Consider the following 18,219-nt stretch of genomic DNA (forward strand, 5'->3'; position numbering starts at 1 on the left):
TTTACTTAATTTTTAATCTAGTTTATATATTTATTTCAATTTCCTACTTACTTGAGCCAACTACGGGAATTGAACCCGTGACCTCTTCCTTACCAAGGAAGCACTCTACCCCTGAGCTAAGTCGGCAGAATCCTTGTTAAGGATTTAAGATTTTCAATTCAGAATTCCAAACCTCAAATCAATTATGTGGGGAGAGCAGGATTCGAACCTGCGAAGTTCACACAGCAGATTTACAGTCTGCCCTCGTTGGCCGCTTGAGTATCTCCCCATTTTTTTTATCAATATTCGCATGAACTATTCCAAATCGCATTGGAAAAAAGAGCCGGCGGAGGGACTCGAACCCACGACCTGCTGATTACAAATCAGCTGCTCTAGCCAACTGAGCTACGCTGGCGATTTCAATAAAAAAAGTCCGCTATTTCTAACGGACTGCAAATGTAGAGATTTTATCTTTTAATCAAAACATTTTTTTAAAAAAATTTAAATTAAATATGTGTTCTTAACTTTTCTTTACGTTTTATCAGCAATCGCTCAATAGATTCGGCTGCTTGCTCGACTGCTTCCTCAAAGGATTTACACTGTTTTTCAACCAAAAAATCATCTCCAGGTACATTAATCTTTATCTCAACATTTTTATTTTCCTTTTCACTTGTCTTTTCTACTTTTAAAAAAACATCAGAAGAGACGACTCTGTCATAATATTTCTCCAATTTATCCATTCTTTCTTGAACAAAATCTACTAGCTTTTTGTCAACAGTAAAGTTAACTGCATGAACATTTACCTTCATAATCAATCTATTTAATGGTTAAACACTTTTTGAATTATTTTTTATTTCTAGGATGCGCATTCTGATATACTTTTTTGAGTTCAAACAAACTACTATGAGTATAAATCTGAGTTGACGCAAGACTGGAGTGCCCTAATAATTCTTTAACTGAATTCAAATCAGCTCCGTTATTCAATAAATGGGTCGCAAATGTATGTCTTAATATATGCGGACTCTTTTTTACCTTTTCGGAGACAGTACTAAAGTATGAATTTATTAATCGATACACAAAAGAATCATTTAATTTTAACCCTTTTTTTGTAATGAATAAATATTCCGCATCAACTATAATATCTAGCAATGAGCGCTCCTTTACATACTTTAATAATTGTTCTGAAACTACAGGCAAAACTGGAAGAATACGCTCTTTATTCCTCTTACCCAAAACCTTTATAGTTCCACTGCCAAAATTCACATTTGCAAGCTTTAAATGAATAAGTTCCGTTCTTCGGATTCCTGCAGTATAAAACAATTCAACTATAAGCTTATTCCTCACCTCTTCAAATCCTTCTGGAACTGGATTTTGAGATAAAGCTTCAGCTAATTCTTTTTCAGAAAAAGGAATCTGAAGTTTTTTTTCCGTTTTTAAAGCTTTATGCTTCAATAATGGATTAATCTGAATTTGTTTTATCTTTAAAAGAAATTTATAAAAAGCTTTCAGGGAAGCTATTTTCCTATTCACAGTACTATTGGAAATACCATCATCTACAAGCGTAACGATCCAACTTCTAATTTGACTATAATTAACCTGCTCAATAGCATCCTGCTCAAAACACTCCTTATTAAACACCTCAAAATAAGAGATATCATTTAAGTAAGCATTTACAGTATATGGAGAATATTTTTTTTCGAGTTGCAGATAATTTCTAAATGCTTCTTTATTATTTGTAGTCATAAAAAAAAACCGTTAGCATCAAAGTTAAGAAACTTTAATAACTAACGGTAAATTATTTTAAAATGCGTTTACAGTATTAGATATTCTCAATACTATCTCTCATATTTTGGATATAAGCCGCTTTTTGGAATTTCATTCTATTGATAACTGATGGCTTAATAAAAGCAGTACGTGCTCTTAATTGTCTTACAGTTCCAGTTTTATCGAATTTTCTTTTGTAGCGTTTAAGTGCTCTATCGATATTTTCTCCGTCTTTAATTGGTATAATTAACATAATTTTATCACCCCCTTTCGTTAAGTCGGCAAAATTAAACATTATTTTGAATCTGAAGCACTTTATTTTATTTTTTTTCAATTTATTTTAAAAAATCAACTGAAACAGATTTACTTCTACAATATTCCTCTATACCGCGATGCGCGTTAAGGATGGAAGCTAGTTACCGAAGTAACGCGGACAGCCTGACAGCTTGCAGAGTAAAGGGCGCATACTCACAAACCGAATGAGCCCTTACTCTGCAAGGTGGAACGCCCAAATATTACTTTAAAATATTCCTTGAAATTACTAATTTCTGGATTTCGGTAGTTCCTTCACCTATAGTACATAATTTTGAATCCCTGTAGAATTTCTCCACAGGATAATCTTTAGTATAACCATAACCACCATGTATCTGTACAGCATCATTAGCCACTTTTACACAAACTTCGGAAGAATACATTTTTGCCATTGCACCTAACGTTGTCACGGGTCTGTGTTGCTCTTTCAGAAAAGCCGCTTTATGTAATAGCAATTCGGAAGCTTCGATTTCTGTAGCCATATCTGCCAATTTGAAGGAAATCGCCTGAAAATCGGATATAGGCTGACCAAACTGATGTCTTTCTTTAGAATATTTCAAAGCTGCTTCATAAGCTCCTTTTGCAATACCCAAGGATAAAGCACCAATTGAGATACGTCCTCCATCCAGAATTTTCATAGACTGAACAAACCCTTGCCCTACTTCACCTAATCTATTTGCATCTGGAATACGACAATTATCAAAAATCAATTCAGCTGTTTCACTCGCACGCATTCCTAATTTATTTTCTTTTTTCCCCGATGTAAATCCTTTTGTTCCTTTTTCGAAAACGAATGCAGTCATTCCTTTAGAATCTCCTTTTTCACCAGTACGAACAATCACCACAGCAATATCCCCAGAAATAGCATGTGTAATAAAGTTTTTAGCTCCATTTACTACCCAAAAATCACCATCTCGAACTGCAGTTGTATTCATTCCCCCAGCATCGGATCCGGTATTATGCTCAGTTAATCCCCAGGCACCTATATGCTCAGCAGTAGCAAGTTTTGGAATCCATTTTTTCTTTTGCTCTTCATTACCAAAAGTTAAAATATGATTTGTACATAACGAATTATGAGCTGCAACTGATAATCCGATAGACGGATCGACTTTGGAAATCTCCTCTACAACTGTAATATACTCATGATACCCTAAGCCTGAGCCACCCAATTCGACTGGAACTAAAACTCCCATAAACCCCATCTCACCTAATTTTTTAAAAAGCTGCGTTGGGAAAATCTGAGCTTCATCCCACTCCATTATATAAGGTCTTATATTTTTTTCGGCAAAATCTTTTATAGATTGCGCTATTAAAGATTGTGTTTCGCTATAATCAAAATTCATCATAAAATGTCATTTATATTAAAAGCTCAAATATAAGCTAATATATTTTGCTTTATCAACAGGAAAGTCGTTAATTTTTATCAAATCCTCAATATTTTTAAAATCACCATTCATACTCCTGTATTTTACAATCTGTCTTGCAAGATTATTTTTAAAATAAAAAAACATCGATAACTCTTTTAAAGAAGCATTATTAATATCTATTTTATTTAAATCAGGAAGTTTTGTAATAGCAAAGTGTTTGTTTAAACTTAGAATCACCTCTGGAGACAGGCCCCAAACTTCTTTCATCTGCTCCATCGATACGAAAACACCTAATTTTTCTTTTTGAGTTAAAATCCTCAATGATATGGCTTCTCCGATTCCATTAATCTTAATTAAATCCTCTTGTGTCGCTTGATTTATATCAATAATCACAATTTTTTCTTTTTTGACAAAAGTCTTATTTGAAAAATTTTCATATTCATTATCACCTCTTCTATGATTAACCCAATCTGGAAATTTAAAAAAAGGGGCGATTGCATTCAACAAAGAATCCGAAACTTTTGTGACAGCCTGAAACTCTTTGGCAGAATTGACAAATTTATTTTGCTTTCTAAAAGCTAAAAGCCTATCAATCTCCTCAACAGACATTCCTAATTTATATCCCTTATAATCTGAAATGAAATTTGGATTAAAAAGATAAATCGTTTGCTTTTCATTGGATTTCAGTAATTTTAGAGAATCTACTTTGGTCTGTAAAGCAAGCCATTGCTGTTTATCTGAGTCATTTTGACTGACTGAACTAAAATCAGCAAAAAAATAGATTAATTGTAAAGCAATAATAATCGCAAAAAGCAAAAAAAATCCAATTCGCTGTTCCTTAGTAAATTTTAAAAACATTATTTGCTTCCTAAAATTCATATAATAAATATCCTAAATTTTTATAAATCATAAATTAAGATAAAGAAAATCATTTTATTAAGAAAAACATCATATCCATATGCTTTTTGATAATTATTTATTTTATCTTTAAGTAAATTTTAAATAGATGAATTTCAGTATTTTAACAAAATACAATGCATTTATCTCTGAAATATTAAAGTTTTTATAACTTAAAAGAAGATAATTGTTTTTATTTTTTATAAAAAACGATACATTTGGAACTTAAATAATAATTAACCAATATATTATAGTATGTCAATTTGGAAAAGAAAACCACTAGCACAACTGCTAGCAGAAGCCGCTGATTCTGAAAAAGGATTAAAAAGAACATTAACTGCTTGGTCATTAATTGCATTAGGCATAGGTGCTATTATTGGCGCCGGTTTATTTGTAAGAACAGCTACAGCAGCAGCACAAAATGCTGGTCCATCTGTAACCATTGCTTTCATTGTTGCCGCAGTTGGTTGTGCTTTGGCTGGATTATGTTATGCTGAATTATCTTCTTCAATTCCAATATCTGGAAGCGCCTATACCTATACTTATGCAACTATGGGTGAATTTTTAGCTTGGATTATTGGATGGGATTTAATACTTGAATATGCCGTTGGTGCTGCTACAGTAGGAATCGCCTGGAGTGAGTACCTCAACAACCTACTAGTCAATGTGTTACACGTCAGTCCAATACCATTTGAATACTCACACTCACCATTTCAAACCTCATCAGATGGAGTAAGTGGTATAATTAATTTACCTGCCTTATTTATAGTAGCAGCTATAAGCTTATTATTAATAAAAGGGATTCAAGAATCAGCTTTTGTTAATGGTATAATTGTAGTAGTAAAAGTGATTATTGTAATCTTAATTATAGTTATCGGATGGAATTTTGTTAATCCTGCAAACCACACACCTTACATACCACAACCTTCAGTTTTTACAGATGAACATGGGGTTGGTCATAGTTACGGAGGTATTATGGGAATCTTAGGTGCTGCTGGTACTGTTTTCTTTGCTTTTATTGGATTTGACGCAGTAAGTACTGCTGCTCAAGAGACAAAAAATCCAAAGAAAAATATGCCAATTGGAATATTAGGTTCTTTAGCCGTTTGTACTGTTTTATACATTCTTTTTGCGCATGTTTTAACAGGTCTTGAGCCAGTTGAATTTTTCAGAACAGAAGGAAAAGAAGCATCTGTAGCTTTGGCTATTAAAAATGCAATGGGAGTTAATTACGAATGGTTAGGTCAATTTGTAACTGTAGCAATTCTTGCAGGGTTTTCTTCTGTAATATTGGTAATGTTGTTAGGACAATCAAGAGTTTTTTACTCAATGGGTAAAGACGGCTTACTTCCTAAATCATTCAGCACATTACACTCAAAATACAAAACACCATATAAAGCTAATATAGCAATATTGGTAATTGTAGGTTCATTTGCAGCCTTTATTCCTGGTGATATCGTGGGTGACATGACTAGTATAGGAACTTTATTTGCCTTTGTATTAGTTTGTATATCCGTAATTATTTTAAGAAAAAAAGAACCAAATATGGTTCGTGAATTCAAAACTCCTTGGGTTCCTTTTGTTCCTTTATTAGGAGTTGCAGTATGTTTTGCAATGATGTATGGTTTAGGCTGGACAAACTGGCTAAGGCTTTTTGCATGGATGGCACTTGGAGTAATATTCTATTTTTCTTATGGTAAGAAAAACAGTGTACTAAACAATCCTGAAAAATAATTTTTTAATATAAGTTAAAAAGGATTATAGAGTAGAAATAACTTTATAATCCTTTTTTTTATTCTTAAAACTCATTGAAGTAGTCCTATCAGTCATCATACAAAAGAACACTTCTTTTCTTAAATCAATCTAAAAATAAGACTTGAGATATAAAAAAAAGAGGCAGTCTAGTATTTAGACAACCTCTTTTAGAATTCTTTACTACTGGGTTTTGGTTACTCCACCAATTCCACCATTTTATATTCTCCTTCAACGGCAACTTTAGTTAAGCCATTTTTAGATAAACCCTTCATTGCTGTATCCCATTTTTTACCACTTAAATTGGCTTTTATTTTCAACTGAGTTAATTCAACTTTATTTTCGTTTGCTTTCAAAAGATCAATAATGAATTTCTCTTCATCAGTCAATTCAATTTGGACTTTTTTAGTTTCAGGTCTCATTTGAGGAAAGAACAACACTTCTTGAATCGAAGCATTATTAGTCAAAAACATCATCAAACGATCCATTCCAATTCCTAAACCAGAAGTTGGAGGCATTCCATACTCCAAAGCTCTCAAGAAATCTTCATCAATTGTACCATTTGCTTCATCATCTCCTTTTTCAGCCAAACGCATCTGATCTTCAAAACGCTCTCTTTGGTCAATAGGGTCATTCAATTCAGAATATGCATTTGCAACTTCTTTACCACAAACCATTAATTCAAAACGTTCAGTTAATTCTGGATTGTCACGGTGCTCTTTACACAAGGGAGACATTTCTTTTGGATAATCAGTAATGAATGTTGGCTGAATATAATTTCCTTCGCATTTCGCTCCAAAAATCTCATCAATCAATTTTCCTTTACCCATCGTATTATCAACGTCAATTCCCATGCCTTTAGCAGCTTCAAAAAGTTCAGCTTCACTTTTTCCAGAAATATCAAAGCCCGTAAAATGCTTGATAGAATCTGTCATTGTAACACGAGCATAAGGTGCTTTGAAATTGATTTTATGTTCACCAAAAATAGCTTCGCTAGTTCCATTTACACCAATAGCACAATGCTCTAACAAACGCTCGGTAAACTCCATCATCCAGTTGTAGTCTTTGTAGGCTACATATATTTCCATTGCAGTAAACTCAGGGTTGTGCGTTCTGTCCATTCCTTCGTTTCGGAAGTTTTTCGAAAACTCATAAACACCATCAAATCCACCAACAATTAATCTTTTCAAATACAATTCATTTGCAATACGCATGTACAACGGAATGTCAAGCGAGTTATGATGTGTGATAAACGGACGTGCAGCAGCGCCACCAGGAATCGATTGTAAAACTGGAGTTTCAACCTCAAGATACCCTGCTTCATTAAAGAAACCACGCATTGCATTAAACAATTTTGTTCTTTTAATAAAAGTATCTTTTACATGTTGATTTACAGTCAAATCCACATAACGCATTCTATAACGCAATTCAGCATCGTTAAAAGCATCGTGAATTTTCCCATCTTCATCTACTTTTGGTAAAGGAAGCGGACGTAATGTTTTACTCAAGAAAGTAAAACCACTCACTCGAATACATTTTGCCCCTACTTGTGTTGTGAACAATTCACCTTCAATACCAATAAAATCACCTAAATCGGTCAATTTTTTGAATACTTGGTTGTACAATGTTTTATCATCGCCTTCACACAAAACATCACGATTCACGTACAATTGAATACGACCTTCGCTATCTTGCAACTCAGCAAAACAAGCTTTTCCTTGATCTCTCACACTCATCAAACGACCAGCAACAATCACCTTCTTACCCTCTTCAAAAGACTCCTTTATTTGTTTCGAAGTATGATTTACAGGAAAAAGATTAGCAGGATAAGGATTGATTCCTAAGTTACGTAATGATTGAAGTTTTTCTCTTCGAATGATTTCTTGTTCTGATAAGGCCATTATATACTTTTTTTTAAGAGTGCAAAGATAGTTAAATTTGAAAAAAGGACAATTTGAAAATTTGAAAATGATTTTTGTTTTTTTAGGAGCACAAAATTCTCGTTTTTCAATACCATTCAACCTGCTGTACACTATATCTTTTATGGCGAACCCCTCCATAAAAGGATGCCGTTTCCATCAGGGCTAGATTGGAAATTTATTTTTTCAAAAACTCTTTACGAAAGTACATTAGTGTATTAAATTGTTAATTATTTTGAAAAACAATAAAATATGTAAGAAAACAGATTAACTTCGATTTTCAAAATTCTAATATCTTATTTCAATTTGATCAAATGAAAAAAATTTTCTTATTGCCCTTATCATTTCTAACTATAAGCTGCCAAGTTACCGAAACCATCCATCTCAATGCTGATGGTAGCGGAACAATTGAAATTGTTGGATTAAGAGAAGAAAACAGCTATATGATACTTGCCAGAGAAAATTATTCGAAGGAAAATGTATATAGAGATACTAGTTATGTTTTTGGTGATTACATCAAGAAACACCACGAGACTTTTTCCAGAACCCCACTGGCTGATCAAAATATATTCTTGAAATATTCCCAAGTGAAAATTCATAAAAAAGAGAGTTCTTATGAAAAAGAATTCAGAACTACAATTACTCAAAATTTCCAAAAAGCTTCGGCTATTGTTGATCTTTATAAAACTGAAGAATATGCTAACGATATTAAAAACAATTATGCTTTAACCGCCGAGGAGCATTATTACAAAGTATGTTATGATTACAATGAAAATCGTTTCAATAGAATTGTAACGATCTCAGACACTTTAGAACAACAAAAACAAATTGAAAAAATTGAAAAGTTTAAAGCGAAAAATAAAGGATATAAACTCGTTCAAAAATATGTTTTGAACTACTATTTCCCTCGAAAAATCCAATCGTTTTCCAATTCTCTTGCTGAAATCAGCTCAGACAAAAAATCTTTAAAACTGGAATTACCATTATTAGAAAGTTTACAAAATCCTATAATTACAAATCTTGAAGTAGTTTTGGAACCAGAAACAATCAATTAATATACTTATCATAACAGTTTTCCTCTTCCCTTAGAATAGATAAACATCCTTTAAAACTTTGTACCTTTGCAAAAAAGAATTTTAGCTTATTAGTTCCTAAGATTCTTCACATCTCAGAAAAAAATGAACAAAACCATTCAACTTCAGGATTTAGGAAATACGGATTATAAGGAAACTTGGGAATATCAAGAAGAATTATTCAAGAGTATCGTCGATCTAAAAATCCAAAACAGAAGAGAAGAAACTACTATTGCAACACCAAATTATTTACTGTTTGTAGAACATCCGCATGTTTATACTTTAGGTAAAAGCGGTGATTTGGAAAATTTATTATTATCCGAAAAACAACTTGAAGCCAAAGGTGCTACTTTCTATAAAATAAATCGCGGGGGAGATATTACCTATCACGGCCCAGGACAAATAGTAGGGTATCCAATTTTGGACTTGGAAAATTTCTTTTCGGATATTCATAAGTACTTACGTTTTCTGGAAGAAGCTATCATTTTAACTCTAGCAGAATATGGTATTGAATCTGGACGAAGCGATGGCGAAACAGGCGTATGGCTTGGTGCTGGAACTCCATTTGCAAGAAAAATTTGCGCGATGGGTGTTCGTGCTTCACGCTGGGTAACCATGCATGGATTTGCTCTAAACGTTAATGTCGATTTGGGTTATTTTGACAACATTATTCCCTGTGGAATTCGTGGCAAAGCCGTTACTTCTTTACAGGTAGAACTAGGTGTTGAAAAAGTTGATGAAGCTGAAGTAAAAACCAAAATAGTAAAACATTTGGCGAGTTTGTTTGAAGCTGAATTTGTTTAAAATCTGTCATTTTTCTCTGTAACCATTTAGCTCCTAATTCAGTTTAGCAACAGCCATATCTCTTTTCTGGAAGCATTTTATAATATCAAAACCTAGTCAAATCCTCTTTTCTAAATATGTCTAAATTCTATTTTATTTGTTATATTTCTGTTTAATAGACTTTTGCGCTATTTTTTTTAATAGTTTTAATCATTCAAAAATATATTTTGTTTCTAAAACTTAAAAAATTATGCAAAGTGTAATTACCGATTTATCTCGATATATGGAATTTAATGAAGCAGAAAGCTTGGCTTTTAAGAGCATTCTCAAATTAAAAACGGTTAAAAAAAACGAACATATTTTACTCGAAGGAGATGTTTGTAATTACGGCATATTTATAGAAAAAGGCTGTATTCGGTATTATTATATGATTGAGGGAATAGAATCTACTGGTAATTTTTTCTTTGAAAATGATTGGTATTCTGATTTTGAAAGTTTTTTATATGGGAAACAGTCTTTGCAGAATATTGAAGCTCTAGAAGATTGTGTATTGTATTTGGCCTATAAAGAAGATTTTGACAAATTAGTTTCCAAATATCCTGTCTTTAATAATTTTTTACGGATTATGATGGAACGAACCATAAAAGGATTGACAGGAAAAAGTATGGCTATGACTCTTTTGCCTCCAGAAGACCGGTACCTGCGATTTATAAAACACTGCCCAAAAGTTGTCGAAAGAGTTTCCCTTAAACACATTGCCAGTTATTTGGGAGTGAAACCAGAGAGTTTAAGTCGGATAAGAACTCGATTAACTTTAAATAGTAAATCTTAACCCAAGTCAATTTTTAAGAAATTTCAGTGTTTTATTTTTGCTTTTATAATTGTAAAGCAAAATAAAATGAAACTTATATCACTGATTATTATACTACTTTTTAGTCTAATTTCTTCTGCTCAAACTGGAGTTGTAAAAGGCAAAATAATTGACAAACAATCTGAGAAACCTATAGCTGGAGCTAAAATTAGTTTAGTTGGAAATGAAAGTATCGAAATAGTTTCTGATACAGAAGGTAATTTTACATTATCTAACATTCCTATCGGAAGGCAGAATTTAAATATTAGTTTCAATGGCTATGAAAACTCTACCGTTTCTGATTTGGATGTGACCACTGGAAAAGATAATCTACTGACTATTTCGATAAATGAAAAATTTAATGTACTCGATGAAATCGTTGTTACTTCGGGTTCGGATAAAGCCAAAGCTATTAACAAAATGGCACTTGTTTCGGTTAAACAATTTACAACCGAAGAAGTAAATAGATATGCAGGAGGGAGAAGTGATGTGGCCCGATTAGTTTCAAATTTTGCAGGGGTTTCAACGGGAGACGATAGTCGAAACGATATTGTTGTCCGTGGAAATTCTCCATCAGGAATGTTATGGCGTATTGAAGGAATGCCCGTTCCTAGTCCCAACCATTTCTCTACTTTAGGAACTACTGGCGGGCCCGTTTCGGCATTAAATCCTAACCTTTTATCTAATTCTGACTTTCTAACTTCCGCTTTTCCTGCGGAATACGGAAATGCAATTGCAGGTGTTTTTGATTTGGGATTCCGAAAAGGAAATCCTGATGATTATGAGTATATGATTAGTGTTGGAGCTTACCCTGGATTGGAATTTATGGCCGAAGGACCGTTAGGAAAAAAAGGAGGCTCGTTTGTAGCTGCTGCCAGATATGGCTTTGTTGGAGCTATAGGATTGGCTGGAACTGAAGCGCAACCAAATTATAGTGATATCAGTTTTAACGTAGATTTTGGAAAAACCAAAATGGGTAATTTCTCAATTTTTGGAATTTATGGAGTTTCTGATATTGATTTTTTAGGAATCAAAATTGACGAAGAAGATCCTTTTGCAGCACAGGATGAAGACAGTTTCGTTACTTCCCAATTTGGTTCTTTTGGATTAAAACATACTTTAGATATTGGAACAAACTCTTATTTAAAAACCATAGTTGGTTACGCTACAGCTGGAAATACCTATAAAAATGATCGTTATTATGATTATCAAACGCCTGCTGAAAACAAATTACGTTTTATGGACACTAATAATTCTGAAAACAGAATTACATTTTCGACTTTATTCAATTCTAAGATCAATAAAAAAATAACACTGAGAGCTGGTCTGCTTTTTGAAAATTACACACTTGATTCTAAAGTATCCTCCCGCGATAGACAACAAGATAATGATGGTGATGGCTATCCCGATTTAGTAAAATTGATTACTCAAAATGGAAATTACAATATTGCACAGCCATTTGTTCAGGGACAGTTTCGATTGACCGAAAAATTAACTTTCAATGCGGGGCTTCACGGACAGTATTTCTCTATAAACGATGAATTTGTTCTTGAACCAAGAACGGCTTTATCTTACGCATTCAATCCCAAAAATGCAATTAGTTTTGGTTATGGTTTGCATCATCAAAGTGTGCCTGTCCCTATTTTATTCTTGAATGAATATGTAGATGGTATTCAAGTACAAACTAATAAAAATTTGGATTTAGTACAAAGTCAACATTATGTATTGGGTTATGATTTACGCTTAGCTAAAAAATGGAGAGGAAAAGTTGAAGTGTATTATCAAGACATAACTAAAGCTGGAGTTGAAACTTTTCCTAGCAGCTATTCAACTTTAACAGAGGGTGCAGATTTTGGATATTCTATAGATAAAACTTCTTTGGTGAGTAACGGAAAAGGATATAATCAGGGTGTTGAATTTACGGTCGAAAAATTTTTTAGTGAAGGCTATTACGGATTATTTACAACTTCACTTTTTGAAAGTAAATATAGTGGAAGTGATGATGTAGAACGAAATTCGCCTTTTAATAATGGCTATGTAATCAATATTTTGGGAGGAAAAGAATTTAAAATTGGAAAGGCAAAGAAAAATGTTTTTTCGATCGACACTAAATTTACTACAGCTGGAGGACGTTATTACACTCCTGTAGATTTAGACTCTTCTAACGATGCAGGGTATGAAATTAAAGATAATGCAAATGCCTTTAGTCAGCAATATGATGCCTACTTGAGATTAGACATTAAGTTTGGAATTAAGATTAATAGTAAATCCAAAAAAAGATTCCATCAGTTTTATGTTGATTTTCAAAATGTAACCAATCATACCAATGTTTTTGCAAAAGAATATAATAGGCTAACTAATAGTATTAATCAAAAAGATCAAATTGGATTTTCTCCAGATTTTGGATATAAGTTTCAGTTTTAGAAAAACTAAAAAGGCTTATCAAATTGATAAGCCTTTTTAGTTTTTAAAGATCCAAAGTAAGTTGTTCTGGCAAAAGTCTGAAACTCATTCTGTGGTATTTGGTAGGACCGTATTTTCGAATTGCTTCTCGGTGTTCCTTAGTTGGATACCCTTTGTTTTTTTTCCAATTATACATCGGGAATTCTTCGTGAATTTTATCCATATATTCATCACGATAGGTTTTTGCCAAAACCGATGCCGCAGCGATACTTAAATATTTAGAATCTCCTTTTATGATACTTTGATTAGGAATTGATTTCAGTAATTCAATTTCTTTTGCTGTGAATTTTTTTCCAGAATTATTTTTCAAACCCAATTTAGCGTTCAAAGCTCGATTGCCATCTACAATGATATATTCGGGAATTGGCGTTAATTTCAAAATACATTCCTGCATTCCTTTCATCGAAGCGTTGAGAATATTGATTTCGTCAATTTCAATTGGATATAAATGCGTTACTGCAAAAGTAATGGCTTGGGCTTCAATAATAGGTTTGAGTTTCTCTCGGACTTTTTCGGACAGTTGCTTACTGTCATTCAAAATACTGTTTTCAAAATCTATCGGCAAAATCACAGCGGCGGCGGTTACTGGACCTGCAAGACAACCGCGTCCAGCTTCGTCGGTACCAGTTTCTAGTAGGAATGAAGAGAAATTCTTTTGAAGCATAGTAAAATTTTTCGAGTAACAAATATTGTAATTTTTTATTGATTTTCTTGTGACATAAATAGTTTTTGGAAAAAATAATGGTGCGGTGATTCTACTTTGGTTGTTGGGACTGCGAGAAGGATAGAAGCAAACTACCGAAGTAGTGCGGATAGCCTGACAGCTGACCGATAAAAGGGCGTATACTCGCAAAGAGAAATAGCCCTTTTATTGGTCTAGTGGCTCGCCCAGATTATTTTGAAATAGAGAGTTGTGGTTTCCAAATAAATTATGTTTTATTGTTTAGTCTATAAATTGGAGTGTTTTTTTATTTATACGTTTTTATCCTTTACCTTTGCTCGATATATCAGTAAAATAATTGCCTAATTATAACCGTTTCAAATGAGGATTTTCTTTTCTTTAATTTTTTTAGCTTTTCCAATTCTCCTGTTTTCCCAGAAAAATAAACAGGTTAATAGTGCTAAAGAAATTGATTATAATAGTAAATACAATTCTTCGGATTCTATTAAGAAGAAAAAAGCGCCAGAGGCAACTTATGATATGTACCAGTTTATATCATTGGATCGTGACACTACTTATATCGATACGACTCAATCTATTAGAAAAGCGTATAGTCATAATTATTTGAGGAAAGACAATTTTGGTCTTTTAGCTTTTCCTAATGATGGACAAAGCTACAACACACTACAATATGGATTGAATGGTTTTTCGCCTTATCCAGAATTTGGTTTTACAGCAAAGCAATTTAATTACATGAAAGCCAATGACATCAAGTATGCCAATGTCGCAACACCTGTAACCGAACTGTATTTTAAAACTACCATCCAACAAGGGCAATCGGCTGATTCATATTTTGCGATAAATACATCTCCTAGACTTAATTTTTCTATTGCTTATAGAGCTTTACGTTCGGAAGGAAGATATATTAATCAGGAGTCTAAAACTGGAAATTTTAGATTTACAACGAGCTATAATACTAAAGATGGGCGTTATATTGCCAATATGCATTACACCTCTCAGAAAATTCAGAATGAAGAGAATGGCGGAATTAGTAATGTAAGTGATTTTACAAGCGGAGATTCCGAGTTTGACAATAGAGCGCGTTTAGGCGTTTACCTTGAAGATGCAAAGTCAACATTAAAAGGAAAACGTTTTTTCTTAGATCAAGCCTTTAGAATCAACCCAAAAAAGGCTGAAAATAATTTATATGTTACCGAACAGTTTAACTACGAAGAAATGTATTATGACTATACGCAGCAAACAGTACAGTCAACAGTTGGAGGGGAATTAGTAAGTCGTTTTGGTGAATCGTTTGTAACAAGTGGAATTAGCAATGAAACGAACTATAATAAAATGTATAATAAACTTGGAGTAGTTTATGAAAACATGACTTTAGGATCTTTTACTTTTTTTGCAGATGATTTACGCTCCAATTATTTCTACAATAATTATTTATACTTAGCTAATGATAAAGAAGTTACAAACTTGTTAAGTCAAAAAATAAATACTGTTGGAGCACAATACAATTATCGTAAAGATAAATGGAATGGTAAGATCTTATATTCAAAATCGATAACAAATCAAAATTTATCTAATTTAGATGCTTCAGCAGTGTATGATTGGAATGACGAGAACCAATTGTCCTTTCGTTATCAAAACATGAATAAGCTACCAAATAATAATTATAATTTATTTCAGAGTAGTTATGAGAGATACAACTGGTCTAACGATTTTGTGAGTGAAAAAATAAATTCTATTAGTGTTAATGCCGATACAAAATGGGTTTCGTTATCAATGCAACTGAATACGATAAAAGATCATTTGTTTTTTGCTGATAGTACTTCAGTTGCAGAAAGAGAAAAGAACATGCAAATAGTAGAACCAGCTCAATATGGTAAAGCCATAAATTATGCTTCGCTAAAGGTTGCCAGGGAATTTGTATTAGGAAATTGGGCTTTGGATAATACATTATTATTTCAAAAAGTAGATCAATCTGATGCCGTTTTGAATGTTCCTGAATTTGTAACTAGAAATACTTTATATTATTCTAATACATTGTTTAAAAAGAAATTATTCTTCCAAACAGGTATTGAATTTAATTATTTTACTAGTTATTACAGCAATAATTATAACCCTGTAATTGGAGAATTTTTTGTTCAGGATAGAGTAAAAATTGGTAACTCTCCTCTTGTTGATTATTTTGTGAATTTTAAAATACAACGTACCCGAATTTATTTTAAAGCAGAGCACATCAATTCTTTGTTTTCTAAAAATGATTATTTTTCAGACACCAATAATCCATATCGTGATTTCTTAATTCGTTTTGGATTAGTTTGGAATTTCTTTAATTAATTTTATAACAAAATCGGTCTAAAAAGTTAGTTTAAATAAAAAATAATACTAATTTTACTTCCATACGAACTATATAGAAATGCTATAGTTTAAGTTGTAACTTCTGAAAAATAACTAAATGGAATACTCTGAAAACATATTAGGAACAATTGGGAATACTCCTTTAGTAAAACTCAATAAAATAGTTGCAGGAATTGACGCCTTAGTTCTTGCCAAAGTGGAGACATTCAATCCTGGAAATTCGGTAAAAGACCGTATGGCAGTAAAAATGATCGAAGATGCTGAAGCAGATGGTCGTTTGCAACCAGGTGGAACTATAATTGAAGGGACTTCTGGAAATACAGGAATGGGACTTGCATTAGTAGCGATTATTAAAGGATATAAATTGATTTGTGTAATATCAGACAAACAATCCAAAGAAAAAATGGATATCCTTCGTGCTGTTGGTGCCAAAGTTGTGGTTTGTCCAACAGATGTAGAACCAACTGATCCTCGCTCCTATTATTCAGTTTCTAAAAGATTAGCAAAAGAAACACCTAATTCATGGTACGTAAATCAATATGACAACTTATCCAACTCACTTGCTCATTACGAGCAAACAGGTCCTGAAATCTGGAAACAAACCGAAGGAAAGATTACTCATTTTGTAGTTGGAGTCGGTACTGGAGGAACGATTTCGGGAGTTGGAAAATTCTTGAAAGAAAAAAATCCAAATATCAAAATTTGGGGAATTGATACTTATGGTTCTGTTTTTAAGAAATACCATGAAACAGGAATTTTTGATGAAAATGAAATTTATTCTTATATAACCGAAGGAATTGGCGAAGATATTTTACCCAAAAATGTTGATTTTTCTTTAATTGATGGTTTTACCAAAGTAACCGATAAAGATGCTGCGGTTTATACCAGAAAGATTGCACTTGAAGAAGGTATATTTGTTGGTAATTCAGCTGGCGCAGCTATAAAAGGTTTATTGCAACTTAAAGAGCATTTTAAACCCGAAGATGTGGTTGTGGTATTATTTCATGATTCAGGTAGTCGTTATGTAGGTAAAATGTTTAACGATGATTGGATGCGTGAGAGAGGATTCTTGGAAGATGATGTAACTAAAGCCGAAGATGTAATCAAAGATCATATTGATAAACCCTTGATTGTTGTCCGTACCGAAGAATTAGTTTCGCACGCCATTGAAAGAATGCGTAAATATAAAATATCTCAAATTCCAGTTATTGATGTTCACGGTTTTGTAGGCTCCGTTGATGAAAGTGATTTGTTCCAAAGTTATGTAGCTGATAAAAATGTAGCCGATAAGCCAATCAAAGAAGTTATGGGTAAACCATTTCCAATTGTAAAATTGGGAACTTCAATAGATGAATTGTATAAATTATTTACCAAAGAAAATGCTGCAGTATTGGTTGATTTAGGAAACGGAAATCATCATATCATTACGAAGTACGACATCATTGGATCTATGAAATAATCAGCTTAAGAATTTAATTATAAAACTTCAAATCTCAATTTTTAATTTAAAATATAAATGAATTTTACAGCAATAGATTTTGAAACAGCCACAGCCTATCATCCATGTTCTGTTGGAATTGTTACTGTAGAAAATGGTGTCATTGTAGATGAATTTGTAACTTTAATCAAACCGCCTAATAATGAATACAATCCTTTTACTATAAGAGTACATGGGATATACCCTAGAGATACTGCAAATGCGAAAACCTTTAAAGAAGTTTTTCCTGAAATTAAAAGAAGACTTCAAAATAGAGTTGTAGTAGCTCATAATGAAAGTTTCGATCGAAATGTTTTATCTAAATCTATGGCACTACACGGGCTTAATTATGATGATTTGAATATAGGTTCTCGTTGGGAATGTACCGTGAAAATATATAAATCGAAAGGTTTAAAACCAACAAAATTAAGTGATTGTTGCAAAGCTATGAAAATTGAACTGAACCATCACGAAGCTTTATCAGACGCAAGAGCTTGTGCAAAATTATATTTGCTTAGATAATTCTTTAAATAATTTGTGCTATTTTTT

General features: G+C 32.7%; 15 protein-coding genes and 3 tRNA genes. 8 read left to right on the plus strand and 10 right to left on the minus strand.

Annotated elements, in window-relative coordinates; all coding sequences use genetic code 11:
• Positions 1 to 54 precede the first annotated feature (54 nt).
• From CLU82_RS04230 to CLU82_RS04265, 8 genes are all read right to left on the minus strand, one after another.
• Positions 55 to 126: transfer RNA gene (locus tag CLU82_RS04230), tRNA-Thr, on the minus strand.
• Between the two features lie 61 nt (positions 127 to 187).
• Positions 188 to 268, minus strand: a tRNA-Tyr gene (locus tag CLU82_RS04235).
• A gap of 52 nt (positions 269 to 320) precedes the next feature.
• Positions 321 to 394 (minus strand) — tRNA-Thr (locus CLU82_RS04240).
• Positions 395 to 485: 91 nt separating this feature from the next.
• Complete coding sequence (hpf, locus tag CLU82_RS04245) at positions 486 to 788, minus strand: ribosome hibernation-promoting factor, HPF/YfiA family (protein WP_100841915.1); 303 nt, start codon at positions 786 to 788, stop codon at positions 486 to 488.
• Positions 789 to 822: 34 nt separating this feature from the next.
• Entirely contained in the window at positions 823 to 1,722 is a 900-nt protein-coding gene (locus CLU82_RS04250) for a tyrosine-type recombinase/integrase (RefSeq protein ID WP_100841916.1), read from the minus strand.
• Positions 1,723 to 1,798: 76 nt separating this feature from the next.
• A complete protein-coding gene (gene rpsU / locus CLU82_RS04255; RefSeq protein WP_100431805.1) occupies positions 1,799 to 1,996 on the minus strand; it encodes a 30S ribosomal protein S21 in 198 nt (65 codons plus the stop codon).
• A 262-nt stretch (positions 1,997 to 2,258) separates the two neighbouring features.
• Positions 2,259 to 3,398: an acyl-CoA dehydrogenase family protein gene (locus CLU82_RS04260; protein ID WP_100844930.1), complete on the minus strand. Its 1,140-nt coding sequence runs from the start codon at positions 3,396 to 3,398 to the stop codon at positions 2,259 to 2,261.
• 18 nt (positions 3,399 to 3,416) lie between these two features.
• Positions 3,417 to 4,280 (minus strand): ComEA family DNA-binding protein, encoded by an 864-nt coding sequence (locus tag CLU82_RS04265; protein ID WP_232735208.1) that lies wholly within the window; start codon positions 4,278 to 4,280, stop codon positions 3,417 to 3,419.
• Positions 4,281 to 4,574: 294 nt separating this feature from the next.
• Between CLU82_RS04265 and CLU82_RS04270 the strand changes: the two genes are divergently transcribed.
• On the plus strand, positions 4,575 to 6,053 hold the full coding sequence (locus CLU82_RS04270; RefSeq protein WP_100841918.1) for an amino acid permease: 1,479 nt from the start codon (positions 4,575 to 4,577) through the stop codon (positions 6,051 to 6,053).
• Between the two features lie 215 nt (positions 6,054 to 6,268).
• On the opposite strand, the gene lysS is transcribed toward CLU82_RS04270, so the two are convergent.
• Complete coding sequence (lysS, locus tag CLU82_RS04275; RefSeq protein ID WP_100841919.1) at positions 6,269 to 7,972, minus strand: lysine--tRNA ligase; 1,704 nt, start codon at positions 7,970 to 7,972, stop codon at positions 6,269 to 6,271.
• A 332-nt stretch (positions 7,973 to 8,304) separates the two neighbouring features.
• Between lysS and CLU82_RS04280 the strand changes: the two genes are divergently transcribed.
• From CLU82_RS04280 to CLU82_RS04295, 4 genes are all read left to right on the plus strand, one after another.
• A complete protein-coding gene (locus tag CLU82_RS04280) occupies positions 8,305 to 9,045 on the plus strand; it encodes a hypothetical protein (protein ID WP_100841920.1) in 741 nt (246 codons plus the stop codon).
• 123 nt (positions 9,046 to 9,168) lie between these two features.
• Positions 9,169 to 9,867, plus strand: a complete 699-nt coding sequence (lipB, locus tag CLU82_RS04285; RefSeq protein ID WP_100841921.1) for a lipoyl(octanoyl) transferase LipB — start codon at positions 9,169 to 9,171, stop codon at positions 9,865 to 9,867.
• 229 nt (positions 9,868 to 10,096) lie between these two features.
• Complete coding sequence (locus CLU82_RS04290; RefSeq protein ID WP_100841922.1) at positions 10,097 to 10,678, plus strand: Crp/Fnr family transcriptional regulator; 582 nt, start codon at positions 10,097 to 10,099, stop codon at positions 10,676 to 10,678.
• A 66-nt stretch (positions 10,679 to 10,744) separates the two neighbouring features.
• Positions 10,745 to 13,120: a TonB-dependent receptor gene (locus CLU82_RS04295; protein ID WP_100841923.1), complete on the plus strand. Its 2,376-nt coding sequence runs from the start codon at positions 10,745 to 10,747 to the stop codon at positions 13,118 to 13,120.
• A gap of 43 nt (positions 13,121 to 13,163) precedes the next feature.
• Here CLU82_RS04295 and CLU82_RS04300 read toward each other — a convergent pair whose 3' ends face one another.
• A complete protein-coding gene (locus CLU82_RS04300) occupies positions 13,164 to 13,823 on the minus strand; it encodes a ribonuclease HII (protein WP_100841924.1) in 660 nt (219 codons plus the stop codon).
• Positions 13,824 to 14,201: 378 nt separating this feature from the next.
• On the opposite strand from CLU82_RS04300, the gene CLU82_RS04305 reads away from it, so the two are divergent.
• The 3 genes from CLU82_RS04305 (at position 14,202) to CLU82_RS04315 (ending at position 18,192) form a co-directional block, all read left to right on the plus strand.
• Positions 14,202 to 16,172: a putative porin gene (locus CLU82_RS04305; protein WP_100841925.1), complete on the plus strand. Its 1,971-nt coding sequence runs from the start codon at positions 14,202 to 14,204 to the stop codon at positions 16,170 to 16,172.
• A 118-nt stretch (positions 16,173 to 16,290) separates the two neighbouring features.
• Positions 16,291 to 17,652 carry a pyridoxal-phosphate dependent enzyme gene (locus CLU82_RS04310; RefSeq protein WP_100841926.1) on the plus strand — a complete coding sequence of 454 codons (1,362 nt, stop codon included), beginning with the start codon at positions 16,291 to 16,293 and terminating at the stop codon, positions 17,650 to 17,652.
• Between the two features lie 57 nt (positions 17,653 to 17,709).
• Complete coding sequence (locus CLU82_RS04315; RefSeq protein WP_100841927.1) at positions 17,710 to 18,192, plus strand: 3'-5' exonuclease; 483 nt, start codon at positions 17,710 to 17,712, stop codon at positions 18,190 to 18,192.
• Positions 18,193 to 18,219: the final 27 nt, after the last annotated feature.

The organism is Flavobacterium sp. 5, from assembly GCF_002813295.1.
GTDB lineage: Bacteria > Bacteroidota > Bacteroidia > Flavobacteriales > Flavobacteriaceae > Flavobacterium.